General features: G+C 34.5%; 30 protein-coding genes and 1 pseudogene. 17 read left to right on the forward strand and 14 right to left on the reverse strand.

Annotated elements, in window-relative coordinates; all coding sequences use genetic code 11:
• The first annotated feature begins 55 nt into the window (after positions 1-55).
• Positions 56-436, forward strand: a complete 381-nt coding sequence (locus ACP5SL_RS03120; RefSeq protein ID WP_014558002.1) for a helix-turn-helix domain-containing protein — start codon at positions 56-58, stop codon at positions 434-436.
• 301 nt (positions 437-737) lie between these two features.
• Here the strand turns inward: ACP5SL_RS03120 and ACP5SL_RS03125 are convergent, their stop codons facing one another.
• Both ACP5SL_RS03125 and ACP5SL_RS03130 read right to left on the reverse strand, forming a co-directional pair.
• Positions 738-1472 (reverse strand): geranylgeranylglyceryl/heptaprenylglyceryl phosphate synthase, encoded by a 735-nt coding sequence (locus ACP5SL_RS03125; protein ID WP_428228174.1) that lies wholly within the window; start codon positions 1470-1472, stop codon positions 738-740.
• Complete coding sequence (locus tag ACP5SL_RS03130) at positions 1462-1818, reverse strand: transcription elongation factor (protein WP_158308313.1); 357 nt, start codon at positions 1816-1818, stop codon at positions 1462-1464. Before ACP5SL_RS03130 ends, ACP5SL_RS03125 begins: the two co-directional genes overlap by 11 nt.
• Before the next feature lie 120 nt (positions 1819-1938).
• On the opposite strand from ACP5SL_RS03130, the gene rpiA reads away from it, so the two are divergent.
• The gene (rpiA, locus tag ACP5SL_RS03135; protein ID WP_014557999.1) at positions 1939-2640 is read left to right on the forward strand and encodes a ribose-5-phosphate isomerase RpiA; all 702 of its coding nucleotides are present in this window, start codon (positions 1939-1941) and stop codon (positions 2638-2640) included.
• Positions 2606-3001, forward strand: a complete 396-nt coding sequence (locus tag ACP5SL_RS03140; RefSeq protein WP_272984733.1) for a hypothetical protein — start codon at positions 2606-2608, stop codon at positions 2999-3001. The genes rpiA and ACP5SL_RS03140 overlap by 35 nt, the downstream gene beginning before the upstream one ends.
• Before the next feature lie 46 nt (positions 3002-3047).
• Here the strand turns inward: ACP5SL_RS03140 and ACP5SL_RS03145 are convergent, their stop codons facing one another.
• Positions 3048-3512 (reverse strand): DUF1947 domain-containing protein, encoded by a 465-nt coding sequence (locus ACP5SL_RS03145; protein ID WP_014557997.1) that lies wholly within the window; start codon positions 3510-3512, stop codon positions 3048-3050.
• A 148-nt stretch (positions 3513-3660) separates the two neighbouring features.
• Between ACP5SL_RS03145 and ACP5SL_RS03150 the strand changes: the two genes are divergently transcribed.
• Positions 3661-3891 (forward strand): LSM domain-containing protein, encoded by a 231-nt coding sequence (locus tag ACP5SL_RS03150; protein ID WP_014557996.1) that lies wholly within the window; start codon positions 3661-3663, stop codon positions 3889-3891.
• Positions 3892-3915: 24 nt separating this feature from the next.
• Positions 3916-4104: a 50S ribosomal protein L37e gene (locus ACP5SL_RS03155; protein ID WP_014557995.1), complete on the forward strand. Its 189-nt coding sequence runs from the start codon at positions 3916-3918 to the stop codon at positions 4102-4104.
• A gap of 55 nt (positions 4105-4159) precedes the next feature.
• Here the strand turns inward: ACP5SL_RS03155 and ACP5SL_RS03160 are convergent, their stop codons facing one another.
• Positions 4160-4846 (reverse strand): RibD family protein, encoded by a 687-nt coding sequence (locus ACP5SL_RS03160; RefSeq protein ID WP_014557994.1) that lies wholly within the window; start codon positions 4844-4846, stop codon positions 4160-4162.
• Positions 4847-5363: 517 nt separating this feature from the next.
• On the opposite strand from ACP5SL_RS03160, the gene ACP5SL_RS03165 reads away from it, so the two are divergent.
• Positions 5364-5576: a DUF2148 domain-containing protein gene (locus tag ACP5SL_RS03165; RefSeq protein ID WP_428228181.1), complete on the forward strand. Its 213-nt coding sequence runs from the start codon at positions 5364-5366 to the stop codon at positions 5574-5576.
• A gap of 410 nt (positions 5577-5986) precedes the next feature.
• On the forward strand, positions 5987-6484 hold the full coding sequence (locus ACP5SL_RS03170) for an AAA family ATPase (RefSeq protein ID WP_244403698.1): 498 nt from the start codon (positions 5987-5989) through the stop codon (positions 6482-6484).
• A gap of 19 nt (positions 6485-6503) precedes the next feature.
• Here the strand turns inward: ACP5SL_RS03170 and ACP5SL_RS03175 are convergent, their stop codons facing one another.
• Together ACP5SL_RS03175 and ACP5SL_RS03180 are read right to left on the reverse strand one after the other, a co-directional pair.
• Positions 6504-7091: a DUF99 family protein gene (locus tag ACP5SL_RS03175; RefSeq protein WP_014557991.1), complete on the reverse strand. Its 588-nt coding sequence runs from the start codon at positions 7089-7091 to the stop codon at positions 6504-6506.
• Positions 7078-8301, reverse strand: a complete 1224-nt coding sequence (locus ACP5SL_RS03180; protein WP_014557990.1) for a Cdc6/Cdc18 family protein — start codon at positions 8299-8301, stop codon at positions 7078-7080. Before ACP5SL_RS03180 ends, ACP5SL_RS03175 begins: the two co-directional genes overlap by 14 nt.
• A gap of 186 nt (positions 8302-8487) precedes the next feature.
• Between ACP5SL_RS03180 and gyaR the strand changes: the two genes are divergently transcribed.
• Positions 8488-9501 (forward strand): glyoxylate reductase, encoded by a 1014-nt coding sequence (gene gyaR, locus ACP5SL_RS03185; RefSeq protein ID WP_014557989.1) that lies wholly within the window; start codon positions 8488-8490, stop codon positions 9499-9501.
• Positions 9502-9825: 324 nt separating this feature from the next.
• On the opposite strand, the gene ACP5SL_RS03190 is transcribed toward gyaR, so the two are convergent.
• Entirely contained in the window at positions 9826-10164 is a 339-nt protein-coding gene (locus tag ACP5SL_RS03190) for a hypothetical protein (protein WP_148683643.1), read from the reverse strand.
• 163 nt (positions 10165-10327) lie between these two features.
• Here ACP5SL_RS03190 and hxlB point away from each other — a divergent pair, with 163 nt between their 5' ends.
• The 3 genes from hxlB to ACP5SL_RS03205 are packed head-to-tail and all read left to right on the forward strand — an operon-like array spanning position 10328 to position 12312.
• Positions 10328-10930 (forward strand): 6-phospho-3-hexuloisomerase, encoded by a 603-nt coding sequence (hxlB, locus tag ACP5SL_RS03195; RefSeq protein WP_014557987.1) that lies wholly within the window; start codon positions 10328-10330, stop codon positions 10928-10930.
• Positions 10931-10943: 13 nt separating this feature from the next.
• The gene (locus tag ACP5SL_RS03200) at positions 10944-11957 is read left to right on the forward strand and encodes an AIR synthase-related protein (protein WP_014557986.1); all 1014 of its coding nucleotides are present in this window, start codon (positions 10944-10946) and stop codon (positions 11955-11957) included.
• 13 nt (positions 11958-11970) lie between these two features.
• A complete protein-coding gene (locus ACP5SL_RS03205) occupies positions 11971-12312 on the forward strand; it encodes a hypothetical protein (RefSeq protein WP_148683642.1) in 342 nt (113 codons plus the stop codon).
• 19 nt (positions 12313-12331) lie between these two features.
• Here the strand turns inward: ACP5SL_RS03205 and ACP5SL_RS03210 are convergent, their stop codons facing one another.
• Both ACP5SL_RS03210 and ACP5SL_RS03215 read right to left on the reverse strand, forming a co-directional pair.
• Positions 12332-13753: a phosphopentomutase/phosphoglucosamine mutase gene (locus ACP5SL_RS03210; protein ID WP_014557984.1), complete on the reverse strand. Its 1422-nt coding sequence runs from the start codon at positions 13751-13753 to the stop codon at positions 12332-12334.
• Positions 13754-13769: 16 nt separating this feature from the next.
• Positions 13770-14306, reverse strand: coding sequence for a hypothetical protein (locus ACP5SL_RS03215; protein ID WP_428228175.1), 537 nt, complete (start codon positions 14304-14306; stop codon positions 13770-13772).
• Positions 14307-14470: 164 nt separating this feature from the next.
• Here ACP5SL_RS03215 and tes point away from each other — a divergent pair, with 164 nt between their 5' ends.
• The gene (gene tes / locus ACP5SL_RS03220; protein WP_428228176.1) at positions 14471-16243 is read left to right on the forward strand and encodes a tetraether lipid synthase Tes; all 1773 of its coding nucleotides are present in this window, start codon (positions 14471-14473) and stop codon (positions 16241-16243) included.
• 17 nt (positions 16244-16260) lie between these two features.
• Here tes and ACP5SL_RS03225 read toward each other — a convergent pair whose 3' ends face one another.
• Complete coding sequence (locus ACP5SL_RS03225) at positions 16261-16626, reverse strand: Sjogren's syndrome/scleroderma autoantigen 1 family protein (protein WP_014557981.1); 366 nt, start codon at positions 16624-16626, stop codon at positions 16261-16263.
• 120 nt (positions 16627-16746) lie between these two features.
• Positions 16747-17301 (reverse strand): rubrerythrin family protein, encoded by a 555-nt coding sequence (locus ACP5SL_RS03230; RefSeq protein ID WP_428228177.1) that lies wholly within the window; start codon positions 17299-17301, stop codon positions 16747-16749.
• Between the two features lie 95 nt (positions 17302-17396).
• Between ACP5SL_RS03230 and ACP5SL_RS03235 the strand changes: the two genes are divergently transcribed.
• Entirely contained in the window at positions 17397-18167 is a 771-nt protein-coding gene (locus tag ACP5SL_RS03235; RefSeq protein WP_014557979.1) for a 4-phosphopantoate--beta-alanine ligase, read from the forward strand.
• Here the strand turns inward: ACP5SL_RS03235 and ACP5SL_RS03240 are convergent.
• Together ACP5SL_RS03240 and coaBC are read right to left on the reverse strand one after the other, a co-directional pair.
• The gene (locus ACP5SL_RS03240) at positions 18164-19021 is read right to left on the reverse strand and encodes a pantoate kinase (protein WP_428228178.1); all 858 of its coding nucleotides are present in this window, start codon (positions 19019-19021) and stop codon (positions 18164-18166) included. The two genes, ACP5SL_RS03235 and ACP5SL_RS03240, sit on opposite strands and share 4 nt — an antisense overlap.
• Positions 18999-20252: a bifunctional phosphopantothenoylcysteine decarboxylase/phosphopantothenate--cysteine ligase CoaBC gene (coaBC, locus tag ACP5SL_RS03245; RefSeq protein WP_193804019.1), complete on the reverse strand. Its 1254-nt coding sequence runs from the start codon at positions 20250-20252 to the stop codon at positions 18999-19001. The genes ACP5SL_RS03240 and coaBC overlap by 23 nt, the downstream gene beginning before the upstream one ends.
• An 89-nt stretch (positions 20253-20341) precedes the next feature.
• Between coaBC and ACP5SL_RS03250 the strand changes: the two genes are divergently transcribed.
• Together ACP5SL_RS03250 and ACP5SL_RS03255 are read left to right on the forward strand one after the other, a co-directional pair.
• A complete protein-coding gene (locus ACP5SL_RS03250) occupies positions 20342-20581 on the forward strand; it encodes a hypothetical protein (RefSeq protein ID WP_014557976.1) in 240 nt (79 codons plus the stop codon).
• Complete coding sequence (locus tag ACP5SL_RS03255) at positions 20562-21206, forward strand: DUF4443 domain-containing protein (RefSeq protein ID WP_428228179.1); 645 nt, start codon at positions 20562-20564, stop codon at positions 21204-21206. The genes ACP5SL_RS03250 and ACP5SL_RS03255 overlap by 20 nt, the downstream gene beginning before the upstream one ends.
• 2 nt (positions 21207-21208) lie before the next feature.
• On the opposite strand, the gene aspS is transcribed toward ACP5SL_RS03255, so the two are convergent.
• Positions 21209-22534, reverse strand: a complete 1326-nt coding sequence (aspS, locus tag ACP5SL_RS03260; RefSeq protein ID WP_014557974.1) for an aspartate--tRNA(Asn) ligase — start codon at positions 22532-22534, stop codon at positions 21209-21211.
• Between the two features lie 137 nt (positions 22535-22671).
• Here aspS and ACP5SL_RS03265 point away from each other — a divergent pair, with 137 nt between their 5' ends.
• On the forward strand, positions 22672-23412 hold the full coding sequence (locus ACP5SL_RS03265; RefSeq protein WP_428228182.1) for a PAC2 family protein: 741 nt from the start codon (positions 22672-22674) through the stop codon (positions 23410-23412).
• Positions 23413-23432: 20 nt separating this feature from the next.
• Positions 23433-23741: pseudogene (locus ACP5SL_RS03270) on the forward strand (hypothetical protein); the annotation flags it as partial.

Here is a 23741-nt window from a genome sequence, read left to right on the forward strand (position 1 = left end):
TTTAATAGAATAATATAAAGAAATTTTAAGACTAAAAACTAACGGTGAAATCGCCTTGTCAGCCATTACATTTTTTAGAAAGCTAGACAGAGAAACTAGGAAAAAAATTATTGAAACGATAGTTTTAAAAAGGGGAGGAAAAAAAGTAGCCGAAGATCTAGGAGTTTCTAAAGCAGCAATCAGCAGATATCTAAAAGGAGAAATATTTCCAAGCGATAAGATACTTTCTAAAATATTTGAAATTTCTGACAAAGAAGAAAGAGAGAAAATATCAATTATTATCGGAGAATATATTGTAGATTTATTGAAAGAGTATAAGAATTTGTTTTCTTCTCTCGAAAAAGATACCATTTATAAAGATATAAAGATGAAAATTTTCGAGGAGTTAGAATCTCTTGTAAAAGAATTGAAATCAGAATGTGATCAAAAGACTTAAAGCTCTGCTAAGTATTACGACAAATAAAAGTTTCGTAAAAGCATATTTTTTAAAGCAAAACTCTACTAAAAATGGTATTACCTCAATAAACAAAAACTCAGAGATTTTTAAATATACCTCATTTTTTGGTTATAGAATATTTCATATATTTCATTTTAGTTAGTATTGTTTAAACCAATTAATATACAGGTGAATAAAAGAATGTCCCAGAAGGGAAAGAAGAAAGAGAAGAAAGAAGAAAAGAAGCAGTAAATTGAATTAACTGCTTGCTTAAAAGCAATTTAAAAATAAAGTTTTTTTGTTAATCTTTTTTCTTTATTGCTTTGATAATTTCTTCAGCTTTCTTAATGTCTTCTTCTACTATATTTCCGGTAACTATCGCATCGGCCCCAGCTTCTGCAACAGAAAGTGCTGCCTCTTTAGTTCTTATTCCACCTCCAACAATCAAAAAAGCTTCGGGAACGGTTTTTTTAATGCTTTTAATAACTTCCGGAGGAATGTGTTGCGGGCTACCTGAACCTGCTTCTAAATAAATATATCTCATTCCTAGCATGTTTGCTGCAAGGGCATATGCTATTGATATATTTACCTGATCCCATGGTATAGGTCTAGCCATTCCCATATAACCGGCAGCTCCTCCATAACCTATAACGATGTATGCTGTTGGCAAGGTTTCTAATCCGTATTTTTTAACTAGAAATGCCCCCTGAACTTGAGCGCCAATTATATGATAAGGATTTTCACTATTTAAAAGGCTCATAAATAAAATTGCATCGGCGGTCTTTACTATATTTGTTAAATCTCCCGGGAATATTATAACTGGAAGACCAGTCTCCTTGAGTTTGAGTGCTATTTCAGATGCTTCAATAGGATCTACACCAATACTTCCTCCCAAGAGAAAAGCATCAGTTCCTATATCTTTTAGTATTGAAGCAATTTTTCCCGCATTTTCAGCATTTGTTTTATGAGGATCAATAAGCGTAAAATGCAATGTGCCAAATTTCCTTCTTTCTTCGAGATATTCTTTAACCTTCATCCTCTTCAGCACCTTCATCCTCTTCTTCTTTCTCGATCCTTGAGCCGTCAAGTTCTCCAATACATTTATTACTAGCTATCTCTTTTTCTATGTCTCCTTCAAAACTATCATATAAATCAATAACTTTACCATACGCGTTTACCGGTTCAAATATATTGGGAACATAAAATCTAGCACAAAAGCCGCATTCTCCACAGGAAGCCTCAGCTATAGCTTTGTCTTCACCCTGCTTAGGACGGATTACAATTCTTAATGACTCCTTACTACAATGCGGACATACGAATATTTTTGGTATTTTCCGCACAGGCTTCTTAAGTTGCTGTCTCTTTCTTTTCCTTCTACCCAACAACATCGCCTCTGTAAAATTATTTTTAATAAATAAATATAACGAACATTTAAATAATATTTTTAAAGGATTTTAAATCAATCTAGTTCTTATTTTATTAAGACGTTTGGGGGACTAGAATTGCAGAAAGAGGAAGAAAAGAAAATAGCAGCCAGTATAGCTACTAACTTGGAAGAAGTGAAAAAGGCCAAAGTCATCGGAATAGGTACAGGATCTACCACTAGTTATTTCATAGATTATCTTCCAGAAGATATTTTAAAGGGAAAAGTTTTTGTTACTTCAAGTTTTGATAGCACTTTAAGATTAAAGCAGAAAGGAGCGAAAGTATTAAGCATCGATTCAATAGAAAGCATTGATATATATATTGATGGTGTGGACGCTATAGATGATAATGGAACCGCTATAAAAGGTGGAGGGGCAGCTCTCTTTAGAGAAAAGCTACTAGCATCTATGAGCAAATATTTTGTTGCTATTGCGGATACTTCAAAGCTAAAAAAAGAGCTGAATAATAGTTTTATACCTATTGAAGTAAAACCCGAAGCAGTCAACTATGTGATTAAAAAATTAAAGGATATTGGTGTGATAGGCAATGTTAGATATTCTAAAGAAGGTAAATGGGGACCTGTTATAAGCGATAGTTATGGAGTAATAGTCGATATTCAGATAAAAAACTGGAAAATCAGTCTGGAAGAACTTAATAATACTTTAAAATCTATAACGGGAGTAGTTGAAACAGGTCTATTTATTGGAATGATAGATGCATTAATTGTCGGAGGAGAACCTCCTATTGTCAAGCAGTTCTATAGAAAAGGAAAGAATTGAAAACGCGAAAAAGCTATGCTCAGAGTATTCTTTTGGACTTCCTGAATCAAGTAAAGGAAAAGCCCTAGTTAAGGCTTTAGAAAAAAAGATAGTTATTATAAGTAGAAATCCTCTTATAGCTGTTTTTTTAGGCGATAAAGAAGATCACATATTAATTCCTTATAGCTTTTGCAGTTGTACAGATTTTTCATTAAATGTTATTTATAGGGAGAAAAGGCAAAACTGCTATCATCTTTACTCCTACTGTTTGGCAGAAAAGATGGGGCTGATAACTGAAAAAATAATCAACGAACCCACAGTTCTTTTTTTAATAATAAAAGATATTTTTGAAAATGGAAAGTCAAAATTTTTAAGAAAATAAATAGCTTTCTGAAAAAGAAATTTAATATAAAACCTGAATCCAAAAATCAAACGTTCCAAAATTTATCTCCAACATAATGTATATTTCTAGCAACTCTTCCTTTTTTGGTAACTTTCATTTCAGCAGATGACATTTCTGCTATCATTACTGCAATAGGCAGTTTATGCTCCAAATCCTCAACGATCACTATGTCGCCAGGTAAAAAATCTCCTTCTATTCTTACAATTCCAGGTGCCATAAGATCGGCGCCAGAAGATACAGGCTTAACTGCTCCCTTGTCAACAAAAATCTTAGGCAAAATTGTATCTCTATGTTTTAGCAAGTACTTCAGATGAGGAAAAAATTTGTCCTCAGTTTTGCATAATGCAGGAACTGAGTCGAAAAGATAGCAACTGAATTCTTTGCTTTCTAGAATTTCAACTTTTTCTGGCTCAAGGGAGATCTTTAACTTTGAGTTAACTTCTTTTAAAATTTCATCTTTTTCTTTTTTTGATAAATAATGCCTTCTCAAAATCTCATCCCTTTTTATAAAAAATTTAAATGTTAAGCTTTATTAAGTCATAAATCTGTGAAACATACTTAAGAGTTATAAAAGAAAAAGTGTTAAGTTTAATTAATGCAAACTATATGAAATAACAATTACCAGTTTGGTGAATAAAATGAGTGATACTGCACATAAGATACTTTCATCTTCAATGGGACAAACAGTTTTAGTAAAGCTAAAAGGCAACAAGGAAGTAAGAGGAAAACTGAAAAGTTATGACCATCATTTGAATATAGTTTTAGAAGATGCCGAAGAACTATTTCCAGATGGACAGGCTAGAAAACTAGGCACAGTTATAATCAGAGGAGATAATGTAATCATAATATCGCCTGCATCAAATGGATAAGATAACTAGGAGAGTGATAATAAAATGGTAAAAGGAACTACTTCGATGGGAAAGCACTCTAATGGATTAACACATATAAGATGTAGAAGATGCGGAAGGCATAGTTTTAATGTAGCTAAAGGATACTGTGCTGCTTGTGGATATGGGAGGTCTAAGAGAATAAGAAGGTATTCTTGGCAAAATAAGAAGGTCAATAAAGAAAGATTAGTCTAGAGCACGTTTGTTAATAAAGAACATATAGAATCAGCATTGAATAATTGAATATATTTTATTCGTTAATTTTATCTAGAATATTCTGGAGATTATTATGTACTTTATACTTGAGGATAACTTCCTCTCCACAGGGGCACTTTTCCATACTAAGCAATTCTAGTTTAATTCCAGGAAAAGGGAAGCCACTTCCACTTACTGGAGAATATTTAGTATTTCCCAGAATGTATGGAGTTACCGTTATATAAAACTCATCAACAAGGCCCTCCTTTAGGAAGAACCAATTGGTTCTTCCTCCGCCTACAACAAGAATTTTTTCACATCCACGTTTTTTTAATACATTTAAAATTTCTTTAGTACTTAAATATCCTTCTTTTTCATTAATTGTGACTATCTCAATTCCTTTCGAATTGAGTTTTTCAATTTTATCTCTTTTTGCGTTATAAGCTTCCTTACTAGAAAATATTAACACAGGACCTCTCAATGTATCATATACTTTTCTTTCTATTGGAGTTTTAAGCTTTGGATCAATTACTGCTCTTAGTGGATTTTTCAGAGAAGAAGGTGATAGAAAAGATATATTTGTCGTCAACACGGTATCAGCACCAACAACTACTGCATCTGACCATTCAATGTTTCTATAAAATCTTTCTCTTTCATATTGACATAGAGGATACCATTCTCCTTCTTCATCGGCTGTTTTTCCATCTGCAGTCATTGCCATAGATATTCTCACATGAATCATAATCTTACCCTTTTGAAGAATTATAGTGGTTGCTATATTTTTGACTTTTGTGATTCAATTTCTTTAAATTTAATCTTTAAATTTAAATGGTTTGCTAATATTTCAACAAATACAAATAAAAGTATGTAAGTTAGAGCAATAAAATCCGAAGGTAAACAACAGAAAGTATATATCACATTAAACCTTAAAATAAATAAGAAAAATACCAAATAAAATTTTTAGGGCGAGCATAGTGATAAATAAAAAAGAATCGATCTACGAATCTTCAATCACAGTAGCTAAGCTTATGGTAGCTTCTGCGAAAAGCGCTCCAAAGCAAGAGGTATGGATAACATAACAACAATAATATTGGAAAAAAGAAGAAAAGGAGAAACTTGCAAATAAAATGGAAGAGTTATCTTCATACTTTGGTTCATTCTTTTCAAGAGATACAAACAATGTAAGAAATAGCGATGCAATAGTTTTAATAGGTTGCAAGATAATTGATCAGGGATTAAAAAGATCGGAAAAATAAAAGATCGATCCAAATACAGCTTGCTTCCTAGTTAATTTAGGTATTTCGCTTGGTTCCTCTGTAAAGATGGCTTCATTACTTAATATCGATAATAGAATAATGTATTCTATTGGAGTAGCCGCAATTGAGCTAGGTCTTATAGATGCAGATGTCGCTTTCGGAATACCAATTTCGGCCAAAGCGAAGAATATTTACTTTGATAGACCACCCATTTGAAGCTAATATCAACGAAATTTTTTTATCATAGCTGAAAACCTTGCCTTTTAATGTTAGGATGAAATTTGAACATTTTTAAGCTTTTAATTTTTATTAAAGCCTAGTGATCAGCTTTGAAGGGCTGTAAATGCTTCCTAATCATGACAATTGGAATTAGTGTCAGTCTTGAGCCCAAAGTAAAACAAAGAAATAACATCAGATAACATAAACTTTTATGAAACCCCAAAACAGCTTGTCTAGGCTTTGGGTTTCCAGCGGCCTTCATGGTACGCCTCTTTACAACTGAAACCCTCGCCCTTTAAGGCGGGGAGGAGGTCAGCTTAGGGAACATCACTTAAGTTTTTTATCTTGCCTTTTTGCATTTATACTTAACTTCCCCTACCTAACGGACTGGGTCTCCTGTGAGCAAAATGAAAAAGATTTTTATTATAACTGGGACTCCTGGAACAGGTAAAACTACAATTTTGAAGAATTTAGAGAAAGAGCTTAAAGAAAATGCTCTTATGATTGATGCGGGAGAGCTGGCTATAAAAGAGGATCTTATTTTTGCCTATGATTGTTTAAGAAAATCCTTGGTTATTGATATAGAAGCTCTAAAAGAAGAAATAAACAAGATCATTGAGCTTGCAAGTGAAGATTTAATAGTAATTTCCTCTCACTATCCATGTATTGCAGACAAAAATAAGGTAGAAAGAGTTATAGTTCTTAGGACTAGCCCCGAAAAGCTCTATGATAGACTCAAAAATAGAGGTTGGGAAAAGAGAAAAATAGAAGAGAACATTGATTCCGAAGAGTTGAGTGTAATTTTACTGGAAGCAAAGAGTTGTTATGGAAATAAAGTCATTGAAATTAATACAGACGATGACATAGCAACAACCATGAAAAAAATATTTGAAGCATTATTATAGTGTCGTTTATATATAAATTTCAAATCGTGTTTTCTTTTATTAAGAAAAAAGAAATTTCTTTTGCTATTATATGTGCAACCCTTATTGGTTCAGGTAATTTAGAAATTAACTGGTAGCTTTCTATGAGAAATTCCGCATCCTTCGCATTTTCTATTGTTGTAAAAAAATATAGCTTTCCTCTAAAGTTCACTATGCTTCTGACATTCTTTATTACTTTATAAATATGCTCCCATCTGTATTCCCAATCGGAAAAGTGAAGCCTCAAGGCATTTTCAATTTTATCTTGATTGGGCTTTCTCGAAAAAATCGCTATAATTTCCATTTTTGTTTTTTCTTTAATTTCTTCCGGATCTATAAAATTGAACCCTGCATATGTTACTCCATCTAAAAATACAACAACATCTTTGGAGTTGATTCCTTCTGTTGCACTTTGAATAAGCTCTATCCCTCTTTCTGTGGCATCTGTCCTATCAACACCAATTTTCCTTATGAAAGCACTAACAGGATTGAATCCGTTAAACTTAACTCCCACGATTACAGTGTTTTTGTTTTTTCCCTTTTCAAAATGACCATCATCTATTCCTATTGCAATTTTATTTATCAACATCTACCACTGACTCCAAAATTTCATCATCCTTTAATGCATTGAGCACTGTATTCAAGTTTGCTATTAGTTTTACAACTTTAGTTTTTCCATATCTTCCTCTGCTGATAACTCTAGCACTTACAAGCCCCATCATATCTAGTTCGCTTATTATATCTGTTACTCTCCTTTGTGTTAAAGTTTCAAGTCTCAACTCTGACGTCTTTTTTGAGTATTCAACGAAGATCTCACCAGTTGTAGCAGAATCTTTTCCTCTTCGAGTTAAATCTACTATAGAGGCTAATATTAGCTTTGCATGTAAAGGAAGGGTTGAAACGACCTCATATACTTTGTCCTTTTCTAGTTCTTTTCTCGCTTTTTCAACATGTTCTTTTCTAACCTTCTCATCTCCTTCTCTTTCAGCTATTTCTCCTGCAACTCGTAGCAAATCTAGAGCCTTCCGAGCATCGCCGTGCTCTCTTGCGGCTAAAGCAGCGCAGAGATCAATTACTCCCTCATCTAAAGCACCAGTTCTGAAAGCAATTTTTGCTCTATCTTCGAGAATGCTCTTCAATTGTAGTGCATTGTACGGAGGAAAGACAATTTCCTCCTCTCCTAAGCTACTTCTTATACGAGGGTCCAAATTATCAATGAAGTTAAGATCATTAGTAATCCCGATCATGCTTAAAGAGCTATTTTTAAGTTCTTCATTTATCCTAGTTAATTTATAGAGCAGATCATCACCTTGTTTCTTTATTATAAAATCGATTTCATCTAAAATTACAATAAATCTTCCGCCCAAACTTTCAAGCTTAGAAATCAGCCTTCTATATAACTCTGCAAGACTTAATCCAGTAAATGGAACGTGTCCGCCCAAACTTTCTATTATATCTGCAAGAACTCTATAACTTGTATCTCTTTGTCTGCAATTTACATATACTGTTTGTATAGGCAGTTTTAATTCTACTGCTCTTTCTTGAAGTTTTTTCGTCACTAATTTAACGACTGCAGTTTTTCCTGTACCTGTTAGACCATATGTGAAAATATTGTTCGGTCTGGAATTTCTTAAAGCCTGTGCAAGGATAGAAGCAATTTTTTTAATTTGTTCTTCTCTAAATGGTAGGTTTTCAGGAACATAGTCCGGTGTTAGCTTATCTCTGTCGAGAAATATCGATGCTCTCTTGATGCTTTTGAAAACCTCATCAAGAAAGTCCTCATTTTGCAATTTCAACACCTTTCACATTCCAGTAGAAATAAAAGCATTTCCTTTTAAAAATTAAAGCTTCTTTGGATTAAAAAGTTATTTGACAGATAACGATAAGCCTCACCCGTTTAGGGCGGGAGAAGGTCAGACATATTGAGAATATATACTTTAAAATTTTAAATATTTTCGATATGAAAAAAATCATAGTGATGTACTTTGTCAAAACCAAGAGTATACATTACAAGGGAAATACCTTCTGTAGGCTTAGAACTTATAAAAAAATATTTTGAAGTAGAAGTTTGGCCAGAATATTGGGCACCGCCAAGAGAGATCCTATTAGAAAAAGTCAAAAATATTGATGGGCTTGTATCTTTGCTTACAGATAAAATTGATGCAGAATTGCTTGATAAGGCGAAAAACTTAAAGATAATTAGCCAATATGCAGTAGGATATGACAATATAGATTTAAGCTATGCAACCAAGAAGGGAGTTTACGTTACGAATACACCAGGAGTTCTTACAGACTCAACTGCAGATCTCACTTTTGCCTTGATTTTAGCTATAACTAGAAGAATTGTAGAGGCAGATAAATTTGTTAGAGATGGAAGCTGGGAGAGATCTAGAACTGGATGGCACCCATTAATGCTTTTAGGAATGGAATTGAAGGGAAAGACTCTGGGAATAATTGGAATGGGGAGAATTGGAAGGGCCGTTGCCCAGCGTGCATTAGGCTTTGAAATGAATATATTATATTATGATGTAAATAAGTTGCCACCTGAAGAAGAGAAAAGATTGAATGCACAATATGCAAGTTTAGAGGAGCTTCTTGAGAAGAGCGATGTAGTTTCAATACACACAGATCTCAATAAATCAACGTATCATTTAATTAATGAAGAAAGGCTCAAGAGAATGAAGAAGACTGCATATATAATAAATGTGGCTAGAGGGCCAATCATTGATACGCAAGCTCTCGTTAAAGCATTAAAGGAAGGATGGATAGCTGGTGCAGGACTAGATGTGTTTGAATCAGAACCGCTTCCTTCAAATCATGAGCTAACAAAACTTAATAATGTTGTTATAGTACCTCACATCGGAAGTGCTACTCATGAAGCAAGAAATGGAATGGCAATGAAAGTTGCAACTAATTTAATAGAGTTTCTTAACGGTAGAGTGCCTCCAGATCTTGTAAATAAGGAAGTTGTAAACGTGAGAAAACCAGGTTTCTATTAAGCTATGATAAAGTGAGTACTAATGGAAGAAAAGAGAAGATAACTATAGAAAATTATAGCTCAGTAGTTTAATTTTTTAAAAATATTTTAGAATATTGATTAATATTAATTTTTTATTAATACTCTGAACACTTCCAAAACTCTTTGTTTTGCTTTATCTCCTTTTTATAAGAATTTAGGAATTATTTAAAAACCGGTATACATTTATATTTGAAACATATATTTTTAAGAACTTATCAGGCTTCTTTTCCGCTATAAATGACGTTGCTTTAAGCTATAAAATTACTATGTTATTCCCAACGTTAAAAATAGAAATAAAAGTTGTTTATTGTAATTCATTGTAGATATCATAAATGTATGAGACTTTTTCATTTTGATTCATCAGCTCCTCTATTTCTTCAATAGCTGTTATTATTGAGATCGCAGTGTCCTTATCTGCATCTAGCTTATCCATTAATTCAAGATAGCTTTTAGCTATTCTCATGCTCTCTTTTAATACGACTAATGCAAGTTCCTTTTCTCCATCCTTATAGACTTCGATAGAGAGTTTAATAGTAGAAAGAGCTTGCTTTTTTGTTTCTTCTGCTTCTTTGTAAAGCATGTCTTTAAACTTTACTAATACTTCTCCAGGCATTTTTTCTTGAAATTCATTAATTAGTGACAATTTGTCGACCTCCAAATTAAATACTAAAAAACCTTTATGAAAGCTAACAGTTTTAAAAAGAAGGGCAAAGTATACATTTTGATAATTTAGTAGAATAAAAAGTAAATTATCCTCGTAAAAATAACCTTTAGAGTGTTAAAAAAATATTCGAGAAGGGTCAAATATGGAGTACGAATATGAAGCTATGAAGGAAATAGCAACGTTCATTAATAAATCAATAGATGAGCTCAAATTTGACGAAGTGGATAGAGTTGTGAAAAGGCTAGTTGATGCTTATAACTCTAAGAGCAAAATATTAGTTATGGGTGCTGGAAGAAGTGGTCTGGTTGGAAGAGCTTTTGCAATGAGACTGATGCATTTAGGATTTAATAGTTACGTCCTTGGCGATACTATAACTCCAAGCATTTCAAAGGGAGATATAGTAGTGGCGATTAGTGGTTCAGGGAGAACTGAGCTCATTATTACTGCAGCAAGAGCGGCAAAAAAGACTGGAGCCGAAATAATTGCAGTGACATCTTTTTTAAATAGCCCGCTTGGGGAAATATCTGATTTAGTTTTAGAGGTTCCAGGAAGGACAAAGCTTGCAGACGAACACGATTACTTTGCTAGGCAAATTCTGGGAATTCATGAGCCTCTCGCTCCTCTCGGAACTCTTTTCGAAGATACGGCACTTGTTGTACTAGATGGCATAGTTGTTGGTTTAATGTACAGATTAGGAAAGAAAGAAGAAGACTTAAAGCAGAAACACGCTAATATTGAACTTTAAATAGGAGAGAAAAGTGTCAGGAAAGCTCCCTATATCTGCTTTAGAAAAAATAGTTTTAAGCTATACAGGAATAAAAGATAATAGAGTCCTCGTAGGTGCAAAAGTAGGCGAAGATGCATCTATTATTGATATAGGAAATGAAAAAGTTATAGTAACACATGTAGATCCTATTACATCCGCTATTGATAGCATTGGTTGGCTTTCAATTCATGTTGTTGCTAACGATATAGTTTCCAGTGGAGCAAGGCCTAGATGGTTTCTAACAGTATTACTTCTTCCTGTTGGAACAAGTTATGATGACATAATAAAGATAATGTCAGGAATAAATGAAGCTTTAAAGGAGATAAATGGAACCCTTGTAGGCGGACATACAGAATTTACAGATTCAGTTAATAGATCAGTCATAATAACAACTGCTATAGGTGAGGCATCGAAGAATCAGGTAAGGCTTACAGGAATGGCTCAGCCGGGAGACTACATTATTATGACTAAATATGCAGCATTGGAAGCAACAGCCTTGGCCGCCTTAGATCATGGCGATCTGCTAGTAAAATCAGGAGTTTCGAGTGATGAAATAAATTTTGCAAAAAGTCTTATCAGAAAGATTTCAGTATATAAAGAAGCAATGTTGCTAAGCGAAAATGGCTTAGCAAATAGCATGCATGATCCTACTGAGGGTGGAATCATAGCGTCTTCCTTTGAAATGGCATATGCCTCCAGAAACGATGTCAGAATATATTTAGATAAGATTCCAGTGCTCCCATTGACATTTAAAATTCTTAAAATAATAGGGGCTGATCCTCTAACTTCGCTCTCAAGTGGATCTTTACTGGCAACTGTTCCAAAAGAAAAGGCCAACGAAGCTATTGGTCTTTTAAAAGACAATGGAATAGAGTGCACAATTATAGGAGAGGTTTTGAAAGGTGGAGGAAAATTAAGGATAGTAAAGAAAAGCTCAGAAGAGGTTATTATTGATGATATACCACAGGACAGCTACATAAATGCTATTGAAAGACGAAAAATATGAGAGTGCACTAAAGATGAGCTTAAACGAAAAAGAGATAACTGAGAGGCTATGTGTTTCTCTTACAAGCTACTTGTCTTGTTGTATAATTAATGAGGAATATGCTGATGTGCAGACTCTAATTAAGATCGTAAGGAACTTAGGTTTGGAAAACATTTTAGAAGTAAAGAGTTTTTACAGTTCACTAGGAAGTAGTGAGCATACTGTAATCGTTGTTAGATTTAAAGTACAAGTATGTGAAAAAAAGTGCGAAAATACATGTGGCTCAAGGGAATCTGAATGCTTTGGGAAATGTTTTTTTGAATGTATAGAAGAATATAAGAAAATGGCTAAAGAAAAGCTATGCGGAAGCGAATGAAACAAACTTTTAATAAAAATTATGTGCCTTTGTTTACGTTGTAGTTACCGAGCTTTACGCCAAGCTTTGATGATATTTCATTTATTATCTTACTGAGTTTATCGACTAGCTCTTCAAGCTTCTGCGTGGTAGGCGCTTCAGCATATAGCCTAATTTTCGGTTCCGTACCGCTCATTCTTATTAAAAACCAGGTTTTGTCATCAAAATCCAACCTAATTCCATCAACCTTTGTTAAAGTTTTATAACCATCAAAGGTACTCAGGATGTTCTCTTCAATCAACATATATAGCTCTCTTTTCTTCTCTCCATCATTAATTATAGGAATACTTATTCTTGCCCATGGATAACATGGTATATCACTTAGAAGCCCATCTAAACTGAGTCCTTCTTCCATCATTAACTTTGTAAGGTAAATTGCCTGATATATCCCGTCTACCCACATGCCCCATTTAGGATCAATAAGCTTCCACGGCTCTGCAGCAAATAAAGCACCTGGATATTCAAGAAGTTTTTCGTGGAGTTTTCCTAATTTTGCTCTTACCAACCTTCCTCCATATTTTTCTACAATATCACTAACGCTATTTCCAACGTCGACACTAACTATTATTGTGCCTTTGCCTTCAAGGAGTTTTTCTTTTGCATAAAGCGCAATTAAGTGATCTTGTTTTATAAATCCCCTCTTTATAGTTAAAGCAGATAGTCTGTCTGCGTCCCCGTCATGTGCTAATATCACATCTGGAGATAAAGGCTGGGCCACATTTATTAAAGGCTCAAGAACGTCTTGTCTCGGTTCCGGTTCATGTGCGGGAAAATATCCATCAGGATGGCAATTTGCAGAAAAGACCTTTGCTCCCATTTTTCTTAAGAGTCTTGGTGTATAGTTAGATGCAGCGCCATTACTGCAATCGACATATACCCTTGGCACATATTTTACCGTTCTAGGGGACATCATGGAGGACAGTTCATCAACGTAATCTTCTCCAATTTCAGGTGCATTTATAAGCCTTCCAACTTGATCCCAAGATGCATGAACTTCGGACTTTACTTGTATTATCCTTTCAAGTTCGTCTTCCATTCTTTCCGTATATTCCATTCCATTATATTGAAATACCTTTATCCCGTTGTCTGGAGGGGGATTATGGCTAGCAGTTATCATAATACCTGCTTTGCTTTTTGTGTGTGGAACGCTGTATGCTAAAACGGGTGTCGGGACCATTCCTAAGAATATCGCGTCTGTTCCACCACTCATTGCTCCGGAACCTGCGCTTAATGCGAGAAGAGGACTTGTTGTTCTTATATCATGTCCAATTGTTATAGTTCCCCTTCCACCTACATGAGCTGCTACAGCAAGTCCAATATCATATGCTAGACCAGGTTTGACTTTTTCTAGATATTTACCTCTTATACCATCAGTTCCAAAAAGCCTTGAGCTTCCACTCATATTAAAACGCCTGCCATTATTCTTTAGGAGCTAAACTTATTATGTTTTCAGGCTTTGTTACTGTTATACTAGCTAGCTCAGTTGCTTTATACATCCTGAGAGTCTTTACATACACAAGCCAGGAAGGAGACTTTAGGTTCACCGGGTTTTCAAGACCTTCTGCAAGTATTTTTATTGCTTCATCTTTGTGTATTTTTTCGATAGATCCTTCTTGTCTTTTATAGAGGTGACCGTCTAGCTTTATTTTGAAGGTCTCTTCTTTCTTTACCTTTGTATTAAACAGTTCATGTATAACCTCTTTTACTCTATCAACAAAAACATCAGTAACTCTATCTACAGGAATGATTCTTAAAATAGGCGTCTCTTTTAGCTCAAGGCTTTTAATTTTTTCAATTGTAGCATATGGCTCATCAACAATGGCTAATATGATGCTTTGTGAGGTATCAACAATTCTTATGTTTTCAATGATGTTTTTTATCTGCTCTCTGGCTACTACAAAATTATCATAACCGGGGTAATGGGTTATTATTAAATTAAAAGGTTCCCTTCTCACAATAATCTCCTTTTTTCTAAATATAATTATAATAAATTTGAAAGTGAGATATTAAATTTAATAGTTGATAAGAATTTCCCTTTTTACTGGAAAAAGAGTAGAATTATTTATATTGACAACTTGAGATATAAAGGTTTAGTTAAAGCTAAAAAGGGTTGTAAATAATGACTGAAAGTTCTAAAGTTAACAAGGAGAAAAGCCTCAATAGTGCAATGACTCCAATTTCTAAAATGGAAGGAAAAACTATTGTAATAGAAGGTAAAACTATAGGAATAGGAGGCAAAATTCCCGAACTGAAGGAGGGGGAAAAGATAGTAAGGGTCACGCAGAGCGTTTGTCCATACTGTGAAAGACTGATTCCTGCTATAATTGTAGAAAGAAATGACAAGCTCTATATAAGAAAGGTTTGTCCTGAGCATGGAGAATTTGAAGATCTTTACTATGGAAGTGCAAAAATATACTATAGGTTTTTGAAGTATCAAGAAGAGGGAAGAGGGACTAATATCTACGTTCCTCTTTCAGCACCATGTCCTTTTAATTGTGGACTGTGTCCTATGCATAAGAACCATACAGCACTTGCTAATATAGTTGTAACGAATAGGTGCGATCTTTCATGTTGGTATTGCTTCTTCTTTGCCGAAAAAGCTGGTTATGTTTATGAGCCTACTATAGAACAACTGAGGGAGCAGGTTAGAGCACTGAAGAAGCAGAAAGTAACTTTAGCTATACAGATTACCGGCGGAGAGCCTTTAATGAGAGACGATATTGTTGATATAGTTAAGATGTTTAAAGAAGAGGGGGTAAGGCATATTCAGTTGAATACGGAAGCTATACCTTTAGCTGAGCTGTACAGAAAGAATCCTGAGGAGGCAATAAAATGGGCAAAAGAGCTTAGGGAAGCCGGTGTTAACACGATATATATGAGCTTCGATGGAGTCTCACCAAAGACAAATCCGAAAAATCACTGGGACATACCCTTCATATTTGATGCTTTTAGAAAAAGCGGTATGACAAGTGTAGTGTTGGTTCCAACAGTTATTAAATCTGTTAATGATGAAGACCTAGGTAATATAGTAAAATTTGCAGCAGAGAACATGGATATAGTAAGAGGAGTAAACTTTCAGCCGGTAAGCCTCACTGGAAGAATGAAGCAACACGAGGTTGAAAAGTTCAGAATAACCATACCAGATCTATTCAGATTACTTGAAGAGCAAACAGATGGACAAATAAAAAGCGAATCGTGGTATCCAATACCTGTTGCAGCAAAGTTTGCAAGATTCATTGAGGCGATAACTGGCAAGGAGCAGTTTTTAATGGCCAATCACATAGCATGTGGCGCTGCTACATATGTAATTGTAGAAAGAAACAATGATGGAAGCTTTAAGAGGTTCCACTCAATTACAGATTTTCTAGATGTAGATGGATTTATTGAGTACTTAGATGAAAAGAGAGAGAGGATTGAAAACTCCGGTAAATTCATGAAATACGTACAACTTGCTGGCATGCTAATAGAGATAGGAAAATTCATTAAACAGGATAAGTTACCTAATGGGCAAAGCCTCAAAAAGCTTTTGTATAAAATAATAACTGAGAGAAGTTATAGTGCATTAGGCGAGTTTCACTACTCTTTGCTATTCTTGGGCACGATGCACTTTATGGATCAATATAACTATGATGTACAAAGAGTAATGAGGTGCAATATTCACTATACATCTCCTGATGGAAGAGTGATACCCTTCTGCGCATACAATGTCTTAAATGATATATACAGAGACCCTATTCTCAGGAAAAATGGAATGTCTCTTGAAGAATGGAATGCGAAAAAGTGGAAGCATAAATATGGAATAAGCGAGAAATATGTCTTGAGTGCAAAAGAAATCCAAGAAATAAAAGAGCATCCGCTTTATAAGAAGACCTATAGTTCATTTTTAAAATAAACTTTATTAAAAATTTTTTAAATTTGTTTACTCTGCTCTTCTTTTAGCCTTTTTGCCTTTTCTATAATATTCATCCATTTATAAAGAAGATCAGCTATTTTTGATTCATTTTCCATATCCTCTGAGTCGATGATTTTTTTGCTCAATTCTTTAAGTCTTTTGTAGGCAATTTCTATAATACTGTCGTAAATGTTCACTGAAAGTTTTTCCTTTACCTCTCTTTCATCTCTTGCGATAATTACCTTTCCATGTATAGGGCAAACAATATCTCCGTTTTTAAGTTTAAATAAGGGAGAACCGCATATTGGGCAGGTTAAAGAAAGCATAGTGGCTCCTTGCCTAAGTAGCTCAGCGCTTTTTTTAACAACATCATCCTTACTCATTTACCTTCACCATTATAAAGGGTCAACATTGCAAATACTCTTCATCGGAAGCCCTCAACCCGCCCATCGAGTATCATCCCCCAAATAATTTCAAATTCAAATTTTTTAAAAAATTATATTTTAAAAGTCTCTAAACATCTCTCTCTTTGCTCCGCAGATTGGGCATCTTTCCGGCGGCTCTTCTCCTACATACGTGTATCCACATACAGGACATACATAAACTCTTCCCTTCAAATTAAAGTCTTTTCCTGAGTCCACATCTTTTTTTGCCTGCTTGTAAAGTTCTGCATGGATCTCTTCTGCTTTCAAAGCGAAGTTAAAGCTTTTCAGCGCTTCATTTTCTCCCTGCATTTTTGCGATATCAATATAAACAGGATACATTTCTTTTACTTCAAATTCTTCTCCCCTTATTGCAAGCTCAAGATTTTTGCTTGTGTTTCCTGGACCTATTGGTACACCTGAATGAGCAATTTGGTCTTCATTGTACTCTCTTAGAGCATTATAATGGTTGGAAGCATGTACTTTCTCAGCATATGCTATTCCCCAAAAGAGCCTAGAAACATTTTTAAAACCTTCTTTTTCTGCTATATCCGCAAAAATCTGGTATCTCATATGAGCCATAGATTCTCCTCCAAAAGCAGCTATTAAAGCATCTTTGGTCATAGCTCTTACCATTTATTTTCACCTATTTTTATATTGGTTATATAAAATATAAAATATAAAAATATAATCTACTTCGGTATTAAGACCTAAGAATTTGGTGTTAAAAAATGGAGTATGTTCCTAGGGATCATCCTAGATATAGAAGCCTTATGGAGAGGGAAAAGATAATCGAAGGTTTCAAAAATGGGATAGTCGTAATAAATGGGTTGATCTCTCAGGGAAGAGGAGAAGCATTTGATTATATAATAGGAGAAAAAACGATACCTCTAGCAGAAGATTCTATAGAGGTGGCTGTTGCTATGCTTTTACTTTCTAACTATCCTGTCATCTCAGTTAATGGAAATGCGGCTGCCCTGGTACCTGATGAAATAATTAATCTTTCAAATATAATTGACGCAAAGATAGAGGTTAATCTTTTTTACAGAACAGAAGAAAGGGTTAAAAAAATAGTAGATTTTCTAAAGGAAAGAGGAGCAAAGGAAGTTTTAGGACTTGAGTATGTTGAAGGTATACCGGGATTATCTAGCGAAAGAAGAAAGGTTGATCCTCGGGGAATATTAAAGGCGGATGTTGTTTTGGTTATGCTAGAAGATGGAGATAGAACTGAAGCTTTAAAAAAGATTGGGAAAAGAGTGATAGCAATCGACCTAAACCCATTTTCACGTACATCAATGGCCGCAGATGTAAGTATAATGGACAATGTTACTAGAGCTATACCGCTTATGATAGATAAAGCCAGGATAATGAAAAAACTGCCAAAAGAAGAATTAAAGAAGAAAATTAGTAATTATAATAACAGAAGAAGACTTGGAGAGTACATTATATACATAAAAGAAAGGTTAGAAAATGAAGCAAAGAGATTAATGAGCTTTCCTTAAACAACTATACCTGTGTCAAGGAGTTTATGCTTAAACGGCTGAGTTTTAAGCTTCTTTTTTGCCATTTCTATAACATCATCTTCTGTACCTTCTTCAGCAAATAATACAACTATGCCTTTCTTAATAAAATACCCGATAATGCCAACACTTTTTGTTACTTCTTTTATAACCGATTCTACCTCTTCGCTTAACATGCCAGTCTTTTTGCTAAAATCATATGCAAGCGTAACGAGCTTTTCAAAATCAGGTTCATCTAAAAAAAGCCTCATGGCTTCCATGCCAGCGTTGTAAAATTCTCTTTCCTTATTTTTTAGCATGTCTTTCGTGCTTATTTTCTTCAATGGTATTGTTATTATTGATATCTTTTCTCTTATCATAAGAGAATCAACAAGTGATATCCCCGGAGCACCAGCCTTAAGCCTTATTGGGATTTTTCTTCCTCCCAATATTGCACTCACATCGCCAAGTCCTGTTTTTGATCTAACTTCTGCAACATGAGCTATTCTTCCTATATCAAATAGTGTGAATTTCTTATTTTCATATATGAAAGAAAGAAAAGTGTATCCTATAGCTAATGATGCGCTTCTAGCATAGCCGTAAGCGGGAGGAAGTTCATCTATATACTTAAAATGCAAGCTTTTTTCTCTTCCCATCATTTTGTCGATTTCTTTTATCAAATCGCTAGGTTCTTCAAAACTCGATTCCTCATTTAAGCATGCAATTGCATATGGAGAAATCAGAATTCCCGCACCAATTGATCCAGTATAAAGTTCATTATCTTTGTATATAGGAGCCCAAAAAGTAGAAATATGATGAGCAATTTTAATACATCTATCTTCTCCGTTTCTTCTCAATAATTTCACCAACAACATCTATTAGCTTTCTCGCAACTATTTTCTTTTCTGATCTTGGAATTTTTTCTATTTCGCCATCATTTTTGACGATTATAACTTCATTAAAATCAGACGAAAAACCTATGTCTTTTCTGCTAACATTATTTGCAACAACTGCATCAACTCTATACTTTTCTATCTTTTCGGTTGCTTTTTTGATGAGCTCTTCATCGCTATCAACGGTATCTGCAGCAAATGAAATAACAACACTACTCTCTCTTTTCCTACTCACTATTTCTTTCAGTATTTTGGGTGTAGGCTCAAGCGAAAGAGTCAGAGGTTTATCGCTACTGATTTTTTTCGTTTGTGTTTGAATTGGTTTGAAATCTGACGGTGCGGCAGACATAATTATCACGTCTGGATCAAACATTTTCATTTCACTAATTACGCTGTTCAGCATTTCATCTGTGCTGATTACAGAAATCGTTGAATGGAAAGAGGGGATCTTTTCTACAGAAAGAGGACCGTGTATAAAAGACACCTTGCCTCCTCTGTATAATGCCTCACTGGCTATAGCTATTCCCATCTTCCCAGAGCTTGGATTACTAATGAATCTTACTGTATCAATAAACTCTCTTGTTGGTCCTGCTGTGACCAAAAATTTTATTCCATTCATGTCGTTTCCTCTAAGAAGGAAAGATTCAATATGCCACTCGAGTTCATTTAAATCGGGAAATTTTGCTTTATCTCTCTCCAAAATTGGCTCGTGTAAACTAACCCCATACTCCTTAAGCTTGTTTATAGCCTGTTGGACCTGAGGCGCTCTATATAACTGTATGTGCATAGCTGGAACAACCATCACAGGTTTTTTGGCTCCTAAAAATGATAAGGCGGCTAATGTTACAGCTGAATCCGCGATCCCAAAAGAGAGCTTTGTTATAGTATTGGCCGTTGCAGGTGCGATGACCATTGCATCGTACTCTTCTGAAAGAGATATATGTCCAGTCTCTCCTCCAAATTTCTCATAGTATACTTTGTTGCCGGTTGCCCATTCAAACATTAATGGAGAAATAAATCTGGTTGCTTCACTGCTCATAACTACAGTTACTTCAGCCCCATTTTTCATCAAGGTTCTTGCAAGATCTATTGATTTATAAGCAGAAACACTCGACGTTACTCCTAAAACGATTTTCTTTCCCTCTAGCTCTTTTGAAATTTCGCCAATAATCTTTTGTGAAGGATGTTTTTCCATTCTGATCAATCCAGCAAAATCTATAAATAATTATATTTAATTAAACGATAAAAAATCTAGTTGGTTAAATATAAAGAAAGGTGCACAGTTTGAAAAGCGAAAAAGATAGGGAAATTAAAGAGATCCTTTTAAGAGATCTCTTTTCCATAAAGAAAGATTCGCTAGAGGAAATTTCCGAATGGCTATATGAAGAATATGGAATAAAAGCCGAACCTAAAGAGGAAGTTCTGAAGAAAAAGATCCTTTCAAGTAAGGAAATAACCTCTCATGATATTGCTCTTTTGATTATAGAAAACGGAGGATATGTAAATGAACAGCTCTGGTTCTAGCGAGATACATGATATATGTTCTCTTATTAACACTATAGATGAAATTTCTAAAAATGAATGCCAAGTCCCTCCAGATCTTATTTTTTTCATACTTTACCTGTTATCTATTAACAAGAGAATAGGGAGGTCTCAAATATCAACTGTTTTTGGATTTAGTGAGTATTATGTAAGAAGAGCATTAAAGTGCTTAAAAGACAAAGCATATATATTGCAAACAGGTAAAATTAAATCACTAGAAGAAAACTTATTAAGCGTTCTTAAATCTATACGCATTAGGGAGGCTTTTCTTCTTCGTGGAATGAATGCATGGGAAAGAATTATAATTATTTTTATTGCTCAATCATGCAAAAGAAGAATATCTTTAAAGGAAACAGTTATGTTGAGAGATTCTGCGATCAGATGGGGAGCCGAAGGTTCTATTATATTGCAGTACTGCAATATGGAAACAAATATTCCAGGAATCGAAGACCTTTCTATCAGAAATGAAATAGAAAAAGAAATCAAAAAGGAGTTACAGAAGCTTGAAAATGGGTTATATATAATAATAGGCATGAATTACAAAGAAAGAGAAATGTCCGTAGTTTATGGAATTTTAAAAACAGCGTGTGAGCTCTCTTTGATTTGAAGCTATGGTGACAACCTTTCCGGATCTCTCGGGAGCAACCTTACTTCTCTTATGTTTTTAAGCCCAAGCATCATTTGAACCAGCCTTTCCAACCCTAGTCCTGCACCTCCATGAGGCGGCATTCCGTATCTGAAGAACTTTATAAAGAACTCAAAGTTCTTTACATTTAGTCCCTTTTCCTTTATCTGGTTCTCCAACACGTCTGCCCTATGCTCTCTCTGGCTCCCACTAACTATCTCCGTACCTCTATATATCAAGTCAAAGCTTCTCGTTAAGCTTGGTTCTTCCGGTTTTTTCATTGTGTAAAATGGTCTATATAGCCATGAATATTCAGTTACAAAGAATAACTGTGAACCATATTCCTTCTCCATAATTTCTCCTAGGAGCCTTTCTCCTTCAGTATCAAGATCATTCGGATCAGGTTGCTTAAAACCTTTGTTTTCCAGCAACTTATGGGCTTCCCTAAGTGTTATTCTTGGAACATTGCTTGGAATTTCTGGAATTCTTGGGAAGTACTGCTTAATATAACTTCCGTATTTTTCATTGACTTTTTTTATGGAATAAATTACAGCATTTTCAACCATCTTCATAACATCTTCATGGCTATCAATAAAGCTCATTTCTATATCTACTGATTCATATTCTGTTAAATGCCTATTCGTATGATGCTTTTCAGCTCTATATGCTGGACCAACTTCAAACACTCTTTCAAAGCCTGCTGCCATCATCATTTGTTTATAAAGTTGCGGGCTCTGAGCAAGAAAAGCCGGTTTATCAAAGTAGATAACAGGAAAAACCTCAGCACCTCCTTCTGTAGCTTCAGAAACGATTTTTGGAGTAAAAACCTCAATAAATCCATTGCTTCTGTAAAATTCTCTTAATGCGTTGACTGCCTCATCTGTTACCACAAATATTAGCCTATTTCTTGTAGCCCTTAAATCCAAAAATCTCCAGTCAAGTCTGACATTTATATTTGTCTTTTCCCAATCTTCAGGAACTATAGGCACAGGCTTAGTTGCCCTCGATATTGTGTATAGTTTCTCCACAACTATCTCTCTATCTCCTAAAGATGTTTTTGCTTCTTTAACCTCTCCTTTTATTGCTACAACATCTTCAGAACCCAGTTCAGATGCCTCATTAAAAAGTTTTTCATCTATATTTTTCTTTATTACTGCTTGCACTTTTCCGCTTCTGTCTCTTAGTACAATAAAAATTACTCCTCCGATGATTCTTACTGCTTCTATCCATCCAGCAATAAGCACTTTTTCTCCGTTATTCTTCGAAAAGACATCGGCTATTCTTATCCTTTCTTTCAGAGATGAACTCATATTAAAAACTCTCCTCAGAAGAAATTACCACTATTTATAAAATAAAAAATAATAAGATTAATAAGCTATTTGATTAAAAAGAAAACCTTAATCATCTCTTGTTTTCTAAAAAATTATTGAGAGTGTTAATTTTGATAGTGATAGAAAAAAATGATACAAAAAACCTTAGAGGAAAAACACTAATAGTTGGTTTTCCGGGTATGGCCTTAGTTGGAAAGGCTACCGCAGATTTTCTCATATCAAAAATGAAGCTCGAAGAATACGTGGAATTCTTTCCTGTTCAATCTCCAAGCTCAGTAATAGTAATGGATGGAATCATACAGCCATTGTCCATAAAATTATACTCATCATCATCACTGCAAATTGCAGTTCTAACAGCTAGTTTTCAGCCTCAAGGCGAAGAGGCTCAAACAGCATTAGCATTTGATCTCAGCAAAAAGCTTGTAGACCTAGGTTTTTCTAAAATCATTTCTGCAGCTGCATATGTTTCTCCTGAAATAAAAAACGGAAGGAAAGTTTTTGTTGCGGCGACAAATAAAGAATTTATCGATGAACTGTCAAAAGTTGGTTGTGTGCCAATGAACGGCGGTATCTCGGGGCTAAACGGATTAATTCCTGCACTGGCAGAAATGTACGGTATTGAGGGAGCTGTTCTGCTCGGAGAAACGATTGAAGTCTATGTGGCAAGCAATGTTGTTGATTATATGGCAGTCGGTGAAATATTAAGAGTCCTTTCATCTTATTTAAAATTTGAAATTGATCTAGAAGACCTGACTTCCAAGGCTAAAGATATAGATGAGAAAATTAAAAAGGCAATGGAAAAGGGGTTCCAAGAAGTAGCAGAAGAAAAAGAGGAACAACCATCAACACATATGTAAACATTTAAGCTGTGAATTTTATGAGCATGAAGAATAGGAATATCAGGATAAGTTTTCTCTGGCAATTAGCTTCTTTTTTTGAACAGTCAGAAGTTCGTGAGGAAAACGGCAAAAAAATAGTTGTAAAAAACTATATAAAGCCAAACGGACTTATCAAATGGTTCCTTTTAAATATTCCTATAGTATGGTTTTTCTATCAATTTACTGTAGATCCTTTAGAAAGGATGAAAAGAGAAGTAAATTTTTTTGAGAGTTATTCAGGAGAAGTTTTAGTTCCTAAGATTATTGAAAAGAACTTTGAGAAATATTACATAAAGAGAGAGTACATT

Source organism: Fervidicoccus sp. (assembly GCF_049967375.1).
Taxonomy (GTDB): Archaea; Thermoproteota; Thermoprotei_A; order Sulfolobales; family Fervidicoccaceae; genus Fervidicoccus; species Fervidicoccus fontis.